Origin of the sequence: Pandoraea commovens (assembly GCF_024704525.1) — a bacterium.
In the GTDB taxonomy this organism is placed as follows: Bacteria; Pseudomonadota; Gammaproteobacteria; order Burkholderiales; family Burkholderiaceae; genus Pandoraea; species Pandoraea commovens.
Window position 1 is genome coordinate 5,735,421 of the sequence record NZ_CP102780.1, and the last position, 13,899, is coordinate 5,749,319.

Consider the following 13,899-nt stretch of genomic DNA (forward strand, 5'->3'; position numbering starts at 1 on the left):
GCGTTTGCATGAGCGGTTAGCCCTCAAGCAGATCCCTGACGAGCGGACCGTAGAACTCGTGCGTCAACGCTCGCAAGACGACCGGGCCAGCTTCGCGAATCGCATCGGCGTCGTCTTCCATGCCGGTGTCCTTCAGGTGCGCCTTCACCCGCTGCTCGAACGCCTCGGCATCCGCTGTGATGTCGGTCAAAGCGTCCTCCGCCTTGGCGAATGCCTCCGGGTATTTATTTTTGATGGCTTTCTGCATGGGAGCAGAGTTCGACAGGTAGCTGTCGAAATGCGTCTTCTCCTCGGACAATACCCGCGCCTTCGCGGCCGCCAGATCCGCCTCCGTCACGCCAGAGATCGCGAAATAGCGCATGTCGGTCGCATCGGTCGGCAACGACAGCGGGCCGCGCAACTTCACCTGATAAGCCAGATATACGTCGATTTCGTCGCCGCCGCCCATCGCCCTGAACTTCTCGCGCGCGATCTGCTCAAGCACCTCGAGGTCGAACAGGCCGCGCATCGTCTCGCGCAGCAGCTTTGGATCGTCGTTGTACACGCCGTTTGCGACATCGGCAGCCAACAACACCTGCTTCATCTGACCATGCGCGTGCGTTACGCGATCTTCACACGATGCGGTCGCACACAAGCTGACAGGGAACGTATCGTCGCGCAGCGCCTTGTCGGCCTCCAACCGCTCCAGCCATTTCTGCACCCGCGCACGGAACGCCGGCTCGTTGAAATTCACCGTTCGACGCAACCGATCGAGAAATGCGGAAAAATCCATCGCGTTCGCCTCGTCCGCGAAAGCCTCCCAGACCTTCCGATGTGCGTCCTGCGTCAGTGCCGGGAACCAGTCGAACACGGCATCGGCAAGCGGGCGCGCCTCCAGATGCGCAAACGGATTCGCCATCGAGAAGTAGATTCGCGCTTCGTTATTGATTTGCACACGCCCTGTCCACTGCCTAATGTGTTCCTCGGAAATCGGATTCTCTTCCAGGTAAACATTGAGTCGCCGCGCAAAGATGTTCTCCGCCGGGCTTTCGCCACGCCAGCCCGCCACCGACGCGGGAATGCTGGCGAACTGGTTTCGATCCAGATTGAGCGTCTGCAAGTGCGGCGCGTGTGGCAAACCGCCGAGCGTGGCGATACGGTTGTTGCGCACATTGAGCGTTCGCAGCGTATTCATGCGATGTTCGGACGTCACCGGAAATCGTGTCAGATCGTTGCCTGCGAGATTCAGGTTCAGCAGCTGAGGCAATTCAAGCGGCAGCTCGATCTCCTGAAGGCGTCGGTTGTTCAGCATTTCGATCACCAGCGCGTTAGGCAGCGCATCGACAGCGCCCGGCGGCGCAGACGCCACGACGACGGAGCGCAGCGCGGGATTACCGTCCATCCCTATATTGCGAATCCCGTGGCAGCCATAGGGAATGCGAATGGTGTGCGCGTTCGTCGCATCGATGACGACGGTGGTCGCGCGCGCCCCGACCGGCACGCTGAAGTCACGCGGTACACGAGCGCCTTTAACGATGAACGACTTGATCTTCGGCAGTTCCACGGGCAGCGTGAGATCGATGGGGCCGGTAATGTGCAGGGTTCTCAGGTGTGGCATCACCGTTGGCAGTTCCAGACGGCCCGCTTCCGAAGCATGGATGGTCAGACTGCCGATATTGCGCGGTATCCGATCCGGTCCGAACAGCGCCAACACGTCTTGCGCTTCTACCAGCTCGAACGACCATGCGGGTGGCACCCCCTCGAGAATGCGCGTCAGTGCGATCTGCTTTATTTGATCGTTCATCAGCTTGCGCCTGAGCGGGTTATACGTTGTGAACTTCGACAGGTACGCGCTGGCCGCCCGTTGGGTCGGGAATATCCCGGCATCGATCAGCATCTTCGATGCCGGTTTGCGGATATCGATAGGCGTTCGCAGAAACTCACCGAGCCCCAAGGGCGTCGCACCGGACAGCAACCGCCGTTGCGCAATCCACTCGCGGGCGTCGCCATGTATCTGCATCTTCGAGATGTCGAACTGACTCAGGTAATTGCGGACCGCACTATCGCTCGCAAACGCTCCCGTCGCGACGAGCATCTGCTCCGCCGTCATCCCTTCGCTTCTGAGTACGGCTATCGCCTCGGTGGGACGCAGGTACGGATAAGCCCACTCCGGTGTATGCCGCAGCCCCATACGGTCGTTGGCCAGACGCGTGCGATCAGACGCATCGAGCGGGTCGAACGAGGACAGATATCGCTCCGCCGCCTCGGGACTGTCGAAGATCCCCTTGGCTGCCAGCACCTCCTCGGGAGCGAACATGCCGTCGAGCGTCTTCGCATACTTCGCCGCCCACGTCGGACGCTCCCCCTTGGACAACGCCAGATCGAACCAGTCCCACATCGCGGCGTTCGGAAATTCGAACTGATCCCGATTCAGCCGCCGTGACGGATCGACGGCGCCGCCCGATTTCCCCAGTACCTCGACCGGCGTCTGCCCCATGCTGCCGAAGACTTGCCCACGCTCGGACGCGCGAACGTAGCGGCGCGCCCAACCCGGGACTTGCAGACCGCCATGCATTTCCTGCACGAGTGCAAGGCGTCGCGAATCCTCCACTCCCGGCGGAAAAACGAAGGCGTCCAGGAAAACACGTGCATCGCGGGCAGACATGCCGAGGTCGACCAGATAATTGACAGGGTCGGCAATCCGGGGGCGTTTGGCCGACGTCGGCGCGCCACCGAGCAATCCGCCGTCGTCCCATTGCCAGCGCCCGTTGCTGAACGTCACCGGCACGCCCGGCCCGTTCACGCGCTGCGGATCACGCACGCGAACTGTCGACCACGCATTGTCGGAGAACACTTCGAAAACTCGACCGCGGTCCTTGATGTAGTCGCGCCCCTCATGTTCGTAACGCACGCCGCCGCTCACAGTACCGGCGCGGATCGGCGTCGGTCGGGCGGCCCCGATGTCGATCCCGTGACGCGCCAACGTATCGCGCAGATGCCCGGCATCGTCGAACGCCGCACGCTGGCCCCTGACCTGACTCAGCACCTCGCTGACTTCCCCCGCGTTGGCAAAGTGAGCCTTCCCCGCCCACTTGAGCAGACGTCCCGGATTCACGACGCGCAGCGCCGGACCGATATCGAGCGCATCCGCCCACAGGAACGCCACGTCGAGCAGTGCACCGTTCATGTCGCCACGGCGCACGTTCGATACTGCGCTCTCGATATCGATACCGGCGAGCACCGCCGTATCGAGCCCGCACAGCAGAAAGCCAGCGCCGCCCGTCGTCGCGACGCACAGCGGCATCGCTGCAAATCGAAGCCCCTTCACCACCTCGCCCCAGATCACTTCCCCACGGCTCGTGGTGTCTTCCTGCGCGTTAGAGATGCGGTCGAGCAGACGCTGGTCACTCAAGCTTGCGAAGTCGGTCAGCGGCTGTGTCTTCACGCGGGAGGCATCGACGCCCCGGCCGTGGTTTAACGCGTTGTCGATCACGACGCGATCCGGGTGGAGCACGCGCCCACGCAAGTCGTCGTCGTACGGCGACTGGTGCATGACCTGGCGATACTCATCCAGCGGCAGCCATTCGGTGCCGTAGGGCCCCTCCGGCAACCACACGAAATCGCGGCGCAGCACCTCGCTTGTCGCGTCGCTCGACGAACGCTTGCGCTGCGTGAACACCAGCAGCCCCGGAATGCGGCGATCGTCGATCGACAGTTCGCTGATGAAGGTATCTCCGCTCGCGACGTGCAGCGGCAAGCCATCGACGAGCGTCGTCATCCACGAGGCATCCTGTTGCTCGATACGGCCGTTCGCGATCTCCCGCGAAAGCGTCACCTGCAATTGCATACGCATCGCGGCTTGCGTCAGGCGACGAAATGTCTGCGACTCGGCGTCGGTCGATGCCAGCCAGTCACGCAGATGCCTGATGAATGCATCGCCCGCGTAGGTCGCGCGCAGGTTGCTCTCGAGACTCTGCTTGTACGCTGGCGTGCTCAGGCGAGCTGCAACTTCGGCGTTCCCGGCCGAAATCTGCGCGTCGCGCTGGAAGTTGTTCGTGCTCGCAAGCACGTTATCGCCATGCTTGCGATAGCCTTCGAGCACCCAGTCGGTCACCGTCATGTTGCGCCCGTTGAAGTCGATGAAAATCCGGTCCGCGTCGATTTCACCCAGATCGGGCAACCCCTGGCCACGCAGCCCGCGCGTGAGCTTGGTGCTCTCTATGCGACGGGTGAATTCGCGCAGCGGCGGGAGATGTTCGTCCTCATAGGCTTTGAAGTGACGCTCAAGCGCGGCGGCATCGACCAGTTGCGACGCCAGACCGGGCACTCTCGCCAGCGGTTCGAGCTGCTGCGTATGCAGTTCCAGTTGTCGCTGCGCCCACGCTTGCATGCGCGTGGCGAGGCGCTCGCCCTCGTACGCTTCGAACCGTAGGTATTCGGGCTTCCAGTTCGCCGGGTTCTCGGCCTGCGTCCTGAAAAACTTGCGCAACTCGGTGCGATGGCGCGGAGCGGCCGATTCGAGTGCGACCTGCGGCATCAAGCGCAGCGCGTCGTCCCCCCCGGTCGTGACCGTCGCCGGGTTCATCTCACCGGCCAGCGTGTTGCGCATGCGCGCCACGTCGAGGTACTGAAACAGTTCTTGCCGACTGTTGAATACCGACCACGTCTTTTCAATGGGTCGGTACAGCACGACGCAGCCGTTCGAATCGGTATCCCGACGCGGCTTGTCGGTGATGACCAGCCACGGGACCAGCGCAATTTCCGACATACCCGGTGGCGCGAGACGCAATTCCCCAACGCTGACGTCCGGCGCATCGCTCATCGCCTTATGCATCAGATCCAGCGCGCGAATCCACGCGTCTCGGCCTCCCGTCAGATGGCCTTTGAGCTTGGCTTCCAGAATGTCGCGATGAAGTTCGCTTTCGAGGAACGCAGCGAGGTGGATCTTCAGCGACGGAATGTTGGACGTCATCGACATCAGGCGCGCTTGCGGCGACGTGCGGCACTCACTGGCACCAAGCAACTCGCGCATGCGCCGGGTCTGGTCTGCCGACGCGGGCACGCCATCGATGAAGCCTTCGAACTTTTGCGGATCGCGTCGCGTATCGCCCGTAAGGCAAGCTTCGATGAGGGTTTGGCGCGCGGTGACAGGTGCCTGAATACCGGGGATGGTGACGGGACACGTGACCGACCATGCGGCGGGTAAGCCGTCGAGTCCCAGGTTCGCGAACGCGGCGTAAATGCCATCGAGCGGTTGCGCGTCGTTGATGGCTTTCGAGAAGCTGTTGAAGCGGTCGTTAGCCTTTTGCACGGCGTGTACCCAGAGCTTCTGCTCCGACTCGGGCGCCCTCGATAACCAGTCCAGCGTCGGATCGGTCCGCCAATGAGCGGGCAGCGCACCGAAAAGCAACTTCTCGTCGTTTGCCGATGCCGATTGCTCGTGCTGAGCGACGGCGTCGATGATTTCGACGACGCGCGCCTTTGTCGCCCGATCTCCCGCTTCCTCGGAGCGCTGTTGTTCCAGCTTCTGCGCGGCACCGCTCGCATCGACGGCGCGACGGAATCGCCGGTGTGGCAACCCCTCGGCGTCCACGTCGTCCGGCACATCGAATTCACCGAAATCGTCAGCTTCGCCGAGACTGCCGAAACCATCGATGAAGCTCGGCCCATCGAAGTCGTTCGCGTACACCGACGCGACATCATTGAAATCCTCACGCAGTACTACCGTCACACTGGCGATCACTTGCGGCGCGTGAGGGTCGGGCTCACCGCGCAGGATGACTGCGACGGCATCGAGTGTGGAACCCCACGCTCCGTTCTCGTTCGCGTGAACGCTGCCCGCAAGTGTGTCGATCAACGCTTGCTGTAGTGGCGTGAGTGACGACGCAGCCAGACCGGCTTGCGAAGCCGGTGACGGTTGCGCGCCCGATGGGCCGCGACTGCGCAACCATTCGAGGCCCGCGTAGCCGGTATAGAGAGACGCGCTTCCTAACGTCGTCTTCAATGCCCCTGCGATCCACGTCCGGACGGCACTCTGCGGCGCCTCCACGACCCTCACTGCACCTTCGATGTCGACGGGCGCGGCGACCGGCCTGCCATCGCGGAAGTCCGTGAGCGGCGTGCCCTGCTCCACGTCGGCAGATCGTGTGTTGGGCGAATCCGGCGCGAATATCGACGCGACGAACGCACCGATCGGGCGGCCGATGTGACCTAACGCACGCGACACCGACTGCAACGCACCACCATGCCGGGGGGCCGCAGACATGGCCGTCATGAGTGGCTCGCCTCCCACGAATATGCCGCTACCGCTTTCGTTGCACGCCGATGCCTCGCTCACAGAGACAACGCGGCGCGGTTCCGGCAGGGTTGGGGGAGCGAACGGCGCGAGCCCGACACGTTCTCTGTGTTGGGCGGTGCGCTCGCCTTTCGTCAGATGCCAGACGTCGATGGCTTGCTTTAGCTCGCGCAATTCTCCACGCAGCACATCGCGTTTGGCCGGGATGGACTCGCCAAGCAGCGCTTGCTGGAGCTCAATCGCTCGTGCCTGACGCGCCAATTGGCGGCTGTGTGTGCCCGCTTTGATAGGGTCTTTCTGCTCGAGCAAGGCGTCGCGCTTGCGGCGCAGCACGTCCTGAGCGGTACGCGCCTGCCAATCGCCCAGCGCGACTTCGGCGCGTCCGGCGTCCATGCCTCGCAGGTCGTTGTTCTCGATCCATGCGCGCGCATCCCGGTGTTCGACTGCCGTGCGCTCGGCCTGGGCCGCACTCACCGGCGTCGGATCGACCGGCGTGGGGCGAAAACTGCCGTACAAGTGCGACAGCACTTCTCGCGCTGCTGTCGCCAGCGGCTTTTCCACGCCGACTTTGCTCGGATCGAATTGCCGGGCGTTCTCCGCTTCCTGCGAGCCGACCCAGTAGCCCACGGGCAGCATTCGCAGGACTTCGTCGGGATTGCGCTGCGGTGCCAGATTGAGTGCCTGTCGCAGTTGGAAGACCACTTTGCCGAAGTCGAGTAGTCGATACGCGTCGAGTCGCTCGACGTCTTTGAGCCACATCGCGAGTGCCGGTGACGACAACTCGGGAAAGATAGCGTGAAGGAGGGCAGCCTGCGATCCGTTGTCGCGACACACGCCTGAGAGCTTTTTGATGTCGGCGTCGGCTACCCCGGCCGCGCGCATCTCCGTGACGAGTTCCTGAAACGCCGCTTCCCGCGATGCCGAATTCGTCGGCCCCCACTTGAGCAACGCCGAGAACGCGCCACCCAGCGCCAACCCGACGCCAAGAATCGGCGCACCGCCGGTCGCAAGACCGGCAGCCGTCCCGAGAACCGCGAAGCACGACAGCACGTCACGCTTCATGGTGGGCCAAGGATCGTGACGGGCGATTGCAAGCGAGTGTGCGCCGTCGTCGGCAGGTGTTACGTCGACAGGCGAAGGCGCATCGAAGCATGACTGATGCAACGCTGCCGACGTACTGGGAACACTGTTTGAGGCGTTAAGCATAAGACACTAAAAATCCAAATTCGAAAGCCAGGATTTTTTTGTGAATGCGTTAGCGCGTCTTTCAGGATCTGTCTCCCGCGCGGAAATTGCCCGATTTGGATGGGGATTTGGCGCAAATATGAAATTACGCAGGCGCAAAAAAACCCCCGGTTCGACCGGGGGTTTTCTCTCTTTCTCAAACGCCGTTCAACTCAGCAACAGCGCATCGTCATCGAGTTGTTCGCCGCGCGTGCGCTCGAACATCTGCAGCAGATCCGGCACGTCCAGTCCCTTGCGCTCTTCGCCCGAGACATCGAGAACGACCTTGCCCTGATGCAGCATCACGGTCCGCTCGCCGTAGTCGAGGGCCTGACGCATGCTGTGCGTGACCATCATCGCCGTGAGCTTGCTCTCCTGCACGATGCGCGCCGTCAGTTCCAGCACGAACGATGCCGTCTTCGGATCGAGTGCAGCCGTGTGCTCGTCGAGCAACAGAATGCGCGACGGTTGCAGCGACGCCATCAACAGACTCACGGCCTGACGCTGACCACCCGAGAGCAACCCGATACGGTCCGACAAGCGATTCTCCAGCCCCAGGTTCAGCAGGCTGAGCTTTTCGCGGAAGCGCTCGCGCAGATCCTTGTTCAGAGCGATGCGAAAGCCGCGACGCTCGCCGCGCTTCACCGCCAGCGCCATGTTTTCCTCGATGGTCAACGCTTCGCACGTACCTGCCATCGGATCCTGGAATACACGCGCCACCTGATTCGCGCGCTGATACGCGGTCTTCTTTGTGACGTCACTGCCGTCGATGGAAATCGTGCCCGAATCCACCGACAGGTCACCGCTGATCGCGTTCAGGAAAGTCGACTTGCCTGCACCGTTCGAGCCGATCACGGTGACGAACTGGCCCGTCGGAATATCGAGCGACATGCCGCGCAGCGCGCGATTTTCGATGGGCGTGCCCGGGTTGAAAGTGATCTTGAGGTCTTTTGCGCTCAGCATGATCAGGCACCTCCGTTCTTGCGCGGGAACAGCTTGCGACGCGTCGCAGGCAGCACGAGTGCCACCGCCACGAGCAAGGCCGTCACCAGGTTGAGGTCCTGCGCCTTCAGACCGATGAAATCGCTATTCAATGCGAGTGCGATGAAGAAGCGGTACAGCACGGCCCCGACGACCACGGCCAGCGTGGTCAGGATGAGGCGTCGCGCCGGCAGAATCGTCTCACCGATAATCACGGCAGCCAGACCGATCACGATGGTACCGATCCCCATTGAGATGTCAGCGCCGCCCTGCGACTGCGCGAACAGCGCGCCTGCCAGCGCCACGAGGGAGTTCGACAGCGCCATGCCCGCCAGAATCTCGCGACCGGTGTTCACGCCCTGCGCACGCGCCATGCGCGGGTTCGCGCCGGTCGAACGCATCGCGAGACCTTGCTGCGACGAGAAGAAGTAATCCAGACCGAGCTTCACCACGACCACGACTACCAGCAGCAGCAGCGGACGCAGCACATAGTCCGGCAGCCAGTCCGGGGCGTTCTCCGGCAGCAGCATCGTGAAGACCGTCGGCGAGGTGATCAGCGGCACGTTCGGCGCGCCCATCACACGCAGGTTGACCGAGTACAGCGCGATCATCATCAGAATACTGGCAAGCAGATCCATGATCTTCAGGCGCACGTTCAGCCAGCCGGTGATGAAGCCCGCGCAAGCGCCGGCCACCATGGCGACGAGCGTTGCGACAAACGGATTGGCCCCGCCCGCGATCAGAATGGCCGCCGTTGCGCCGCCAAGCGCAAAGCTGCCGTCTACGGTCAGGTCGGGGAAATTGAGGATGCGAAAGGAGATCAGCACCCCGAGCGCCACGAGGCTGAAGATCAGACCGATCTCCAGAGCGCCCATCATCGAGAAAAAGGACATGTTCGTAATTCCACTGCGCAAGACGGCCCATACCGGGTCTCGGCATCGGCGCCCGCACGGCCGAGTCGGCCAGTTCAGGTCATAGCCGGTCGTTGTGCGACCGCGTTTCGGGGGGAGCCATCTCGCCCGTTCGATAGGAAAAGAGCGGCGGGGACAGATCGTGTCCGGACGCCGCCCTGTCGCTCGCCAATGCTACGGGCGTTAGCCCGCAGCACCGGTGTCACGCATACACCGCCACAGCGGGATAACCGTCGTGGTGCGCGTGAGTCGCGGGTGAGTCGCTTACTGCTTGATGACCGTCTTGGCTTCCTTCACCAGATCGTCCGACAGCTTCACCCCTTGCTTCTCGGCAGCGGCCGTGTTGACGAACAGTTCCAGATTCGTGCTGGTCTGCGAGGCAATCGTGCCCGGCTTTTCGCCCTTCAGGATACGGCCCACGACCTTGCCCGTCTGACGACCGAGGTCATAGTAGTTAATGCCCAGTGCCGCAATCGCGCCGCGCTTCACGCTGTCCGTGTCCGAAGCCACCAGCGGGATCTTGCGGTCGTTGGCTACCTTCACCAGCGATTCGTATGCCGACACGACGTTGTTGTCCGTGTTGGTATAGATCACGTCGACCTTACCGACCAGGCTGTTCGCGGCCGAGCTGATGTCGACGGTGCGCGGTGCGGCGGCTTCGACCAGCGTCAGGCCAGCGTCAGGCAGCAGCTTCTTCAGTTCGTTGACGACCACGACCGAATTGGCTTCGCCCGGGTTGTACACCATGCCGACCTTCTTCGCGTTCGGCACGACGCGCTTGATCAGCGCAATCTGCTTATCCAGCGGCAGCTTGTCCGACACGCCGGTCACGTTGGTGCCCGAAGCACCCCAGCTCTTGACCAGTTGTGCAGCGACCGGATCGGTCACGCCCGAGTAGACGAGCGGCACCGACTTGGTGGCAGCGGCCACGGCCTGAGCCGTCGGCGTTGCAATGCCGATGATCGCGTCCGGCTTGTCGCCCACGAACTTGCGGGCGATTTGTGCTGCCGTACCCGTGTTGCCCTGTGCGCTCTGGTATTCCCACTTGAGGTTCTTGCCGACTTCGTAACCTTCGGCCTTGAGTTCGTCGCGCGCGCCATCACGGATGGCGTCGAGTGCCGGGTGCTCCACGATCGCCACGACTGCGACCGACTTCGTCTCCGCCGCGAATGCCGCGCCGGTCGTCCCCAACAACGTTGCGGCCACCGCGCACAGCACGGTGCGCTTGGCGTATTTGCCCATCGTCGACATCAAAACTCCTCCAGGAATGCTTCTTGATAGGTGCGCCGTGCCCGGGTCTCGGCGGGCCTCTTTCGGATGCACACAAAGCGTGCACCTGCGCGTGGGGCACAGTCTACCCACATCCCCGGCAGCGAACAACGGTTGCCAACGCAACTTCCCGGGACGCCCGTGGAACATCGGATTGCGCCCAAACGCTGGCATTTTTATGCGGCAATCGGAAAAAAATTAGCCGATTCGGTCGTGCGCAATTCGATGCGCGCACGTTCGTGCGAGGCGTTCAGCCAATGGGATGCACCGAAAATCGAAAGAATGCGGCGTGTTTCACCCGCAATGTGCGTTGTTTGCACAATAAATGCGCAGTAGATGTCCCGTTTTTTAAGACACGTCCGAAAGGAATTCGGAATGACGTTCGGGATTGAGGGAGGTAGCCGGTGGAATTACTGCACTTTGCTCGGGGTGCTCGGCGTGTTGTTCTGCGCGCTGCTGGCGTCGTCGAGGCCGAGGGCTGCGACTTCGCTGCGCGAGAGGCGGCGAATTTCGACCTTGGTATGTCCGGCGCGAATGAAGTCGAGTTGCTTCGCCGCGCCGTAGGACAGATCGATGATGCGATTGCGGGTGTACGGGCCGCGGTCGTTGATCTTCACAACGACGGTCTTGTTATTGGCGATGTTGCGCACCAGCGCGAAGCTGCCCAGCGGCAATGTCGGATGTGCGGCGGTCGGTTCGTTCATGTCGAACGCTTCGCCGGTTGCGGTGCGGCGACCGTGAAACTTCTTGCCGTACCACGATGCCGTGCCCGACTGGAAGAAGGTGCCTGCGTCGGCACGCAGACGCGCTTCGCCATCACGCTCGGGAGCATCGGGATCGCCGGGGTTGAGACCCTCGTTTCGATAGGATCGGCCCGGCCATTGCAAATCGAAACTGGACCCGACGGGTGAATTGGCTTCGCGCGCACGGGCGCGCGCGCCTGTCGCCGAAGTGGCGGCAGCCGTCTGGCTGGGAGGTTCGAGCGGCGTTGTGCAGGCTGTCAACGTCAGGGCGAGGGCGCAGCAGACCGCGAACCGTGTGAGCATGTCGCGTGTTCGCATAGCCCGCAAGTCTAACACGCCACAAAAATCAACCTAACAGCGAGCGTTCACTTACGCGTTGAGACTTGTTTACAATGCGTTACCTTGAATTGGGCGCGGCAAACGGGACAGGGCTGCGGGCGACGACACGCGTGGCCGAATACAATAGACAAAAATTGCGTCCCCGATAGCCCAATGAACGTCACTCTGATACCTGTCACGCCCTTCCAGCAAAACTGCACCCTGCTCGTCTGCGACGCCACGAAGCGCGCTGCCGTGGTCGATCCCGGCGGCGACATCGACCGGATCGTGGGCGAGATCGAACGTCAGGGTGTGACGCTCGAAAAGATTTTCCTGACGCACGGCCACCTCGATCACTGTGGCGGCTCAGGCGCACTGGCGGCCAAATACGACGTGCCCATCGAAGGCCCGCATCCGGACGACGCGTTCTGGATCGACCAGCTTGAGGCGCAAAGCGCGCGCTTCGGCTTTCCGGAGCCGGAGCCGTTCACCCCCGACCGCTGGCTGGGCGACGGCGACACCGTCACCTTCGGCGAGGTCACGCTCGACGTCTTCCATTGCCCGGGCCACACGCCGGGTCACGTGGTGTTCTTCTCGAAGGACGAACGGTTGGCTAGCGTGGGCGACGTGCTGTTTGCCGGGTCCATCGGGCGCACCGACTTTCCGCGCGGCAACCACGCCGACCTGATCGCTTCGATTCGCGACAAGCTCTGGCCGCTGGGCGACGACGTCACGTTCATTCCGGGTCACGGCCCGGTGTCGACCTTCGGTCAGGAGCGTCAGACGAACCCGTACGTCGCCGATGCCGTGCTCGCCCGGAGCGCTTCATGAGCGAGGCGATGTCCCGTACCCCGTCGCGCATCATTCCCGTGGACGAGGAGATTTTCGTCAGTACCGACGTCGAGGCCGATGGCCCGATCCCGGGTCCGCATTCGATGTTGAGCTTTGCGTCGGCTGCGTATACGGCCGATAAGGAACTGATCGGCACGTTCAGCGCTAACCTGGAATGTCTGCCCGACGCCAAGGGGCACCCGCTCACGATGAAGTGGTGGAAGACCGAGCCGGAAGCGTGGGCAGCCTGTCGCGTGGATCCGGAAGACCCGGCCAAGGCGCTCAAGGCTTACGTGAAGTGGGTGGAGAAGTTGCCCGGCAAGCCGGTCTTCGTGGCCTATCCGGCGGGCTTCGACTTCACGTTCATGTTCTGGTACATGATGCGCTTCGTCGGCCGTTGCCCGTTCTCGTGGTCGGCGCTGGATATCAAGACGCTCGCGTTTGCGATGACGGGCATGCCGTACCGCAAGTGCATCAAGCCGCGTCTGCCGCAGGTCTGGCTCGACCCGCTGCCGCACACGCACGTGGCGCTGGACGACGCGCTTGAGCAAGGTGCGCTCTTCTGCAACATGCTCGCGGAACTGCGCGAGCAGCAGAAGACGCTCGCCGAGTTACCCGGCTGGCGTGGCGCGGGCCTGACGGCCAATGCCGACGCCCCGGTGTTCGGTTCGGCCGCAGCGAAGGCCGCAGCGCAAGCCGAGGCAGCCGAATCGGCGGAATCCGCCAACGACGCAGAATCCCCGGCCACCGGCCCCGGCAAGGACAGCACGGTGCATCGCTAACCTTGCGCGCACAGGGCAGGCATCAAGTCCCTGCCCTGCTGCCCCTAAAGTTCCTCCGCGCTTACAGCACGCCGCTGACCAGCTCCGGCGGCCGTGCGATCACCGCCTTGTTGCCGTTCACGACGATGGGCCGCTGCAACAGCTTCGGATGCTTGGCCACCGCAGCCAGCAGTGCATCGTCGCTCAGCGCCGTATCGGCCAGTCCCAGTTCCGCGAATTCCGTCTCGTTGCTGCGAATCATCTCGCGCACCGGCACGCCCAGCAATTGATGCAGACGCTTGAGATCGGCAAGCGTCGGCGGCGTCTTCAGATACTCGACGATTTGCAGGTCGTGGCCCGCCGGGGAGCCTTCGACGAGAGCCAGCGCTTCGCGCGACTTCGAGCAGCGCGGGTTGTGGTAGACGGTAATCATGGTCACTCCAATGCGTTCGAAAAGCGTCCGGTGTGGCGCCGTCGTGATGACAACGCGATCCGCGGTCCGGCTGCGAGTATGCACGATCGCTCCGTGAGCGGCCAATCCGTGGCGTGCGACCCGCCATAACCGTGCCCCAAATCACGCGCCGTGA

At 62.8% G+C, this 13,899-nt stretch carries 8 protein-coding genes; 2 read left to right on the forward strand and 6 right to left on the reverse strand.

Annotation, left to right across the window (positions count from 1 at the left end; translation table 11 throughout):
- Positions 1-16: 16 nt before the first annotated feature.
- From NTU39_RS25835 to NTU39_RS25855, 5 genes are all read right to left on the reverse strand, one after another.
- The gene (locus NTU39_RS25835) at positions 17-7,336 is read right to left on the reverse strand and encodes an NEL-type E3 ubiquitin ligase domain-containing protein (protein ID WP_257958859.1); all 7,320 of its coding nucleotides are present in this window, start codon (positions 7,334-7,336) and stop codon (positions 17-19) included.
- A gap of 330 nt (positions 7,337-7,666) precedes the next feature.
- Positions 7,667-8,461, reverse strand: coding sequence for an ABC transporter ATP-binding protein (locus tag NTU39_RS25840; RefSeq protein WP_150663615.1), 795 nt, complete (start codon positions 8,459-8,461; stop codon positions 7,667-7,669).
- A gap of 2 nt (positions 8,462-8,463) precedes the next feature.
- A complete protein-coding gene (locus NTU39_RS25845; RefSeq protein WP_257958860.1) occupies positions 8,464-9,372 on the reverse strand; it encodes an ABC transporter permease in 909 nt (302 codons plus the stop codon).
- Positions 9,373-9,654: 282 nt separating this feature from the next.
- Complete coding sequence (locus NTU39_RS25850; RefSeq protein ID WP_150663617.1) at positions 9,655-10,641, reverse strand: ABC transporter substrate-binding protein; 987 nt, start codon at positions 10,639-10,641, stop codon at positions 9,655-9,657.
- A gap of 428 nt (positions 10,642-11,069) precedes the next feature.
- Positions 11,070-11,705 carry a septal ring lytic transglycosylase RlpA family protein gene (locus NTU39_RS25855; protein WP_150663618.1) on the reverse strand — a complete coding sequence of 212 codons (636 nt, stop codon included), beginning with the start codon at positions 11,703-11,705 and terminating at the stop codon, positions 11,070-11,072.
- Positions 11,706-11,894: 189 nt separating this feature from the next.
- Between NTU39_RS25855 and NTU39_RS25860 the strand changes: the two genes are divergently transcribed.
- Together NTU39_RS25860 and NTU39_RS25865 are read left to right on the forward strand one after the other, a co-directional pair.
- Entirely contained in the window at positions 11,895-12,551 is a 657-nt protein-coding gene (locus NTU39_RS25860; RefSeq protein WP_150663619.1) for an MBL fold metallo-hydrolase, read from the forward strand.
- Positions 12,552-12,559: 8 nt separating this feature from the next.
- Complete coding sequence (locus NTU39_RS25865; RefSeq protein ID WP_257960140.1) at positions 12,560-13,333, forward strand: 3'-5' exonuclease family protein; 774 nt, start codon at positions 12,560-12,562, stop codon at positions 13,331-13,333.
- A 61-nt stretch (positions 13,334-13,394) separates the two neighbouring features.
- Here NTU39_RS25865 and arsC read toward each other — a convergent pair whose 3' ends face one another.
- Positions 13,395-13,745 (reverse strand): arsenate reductase (glutaredoxin), encoded by a 351-nt coding sequence (arsC, locus tag NTU39_RS25870; protein ID WP_150662045.1) that lies wholly within the window; start codon positions 13,743-13,745, stop codon positions 13,395-13,397.
- Between the last annotated feature and the right edge of the window lie 154 nt (positions 13,746-13,899).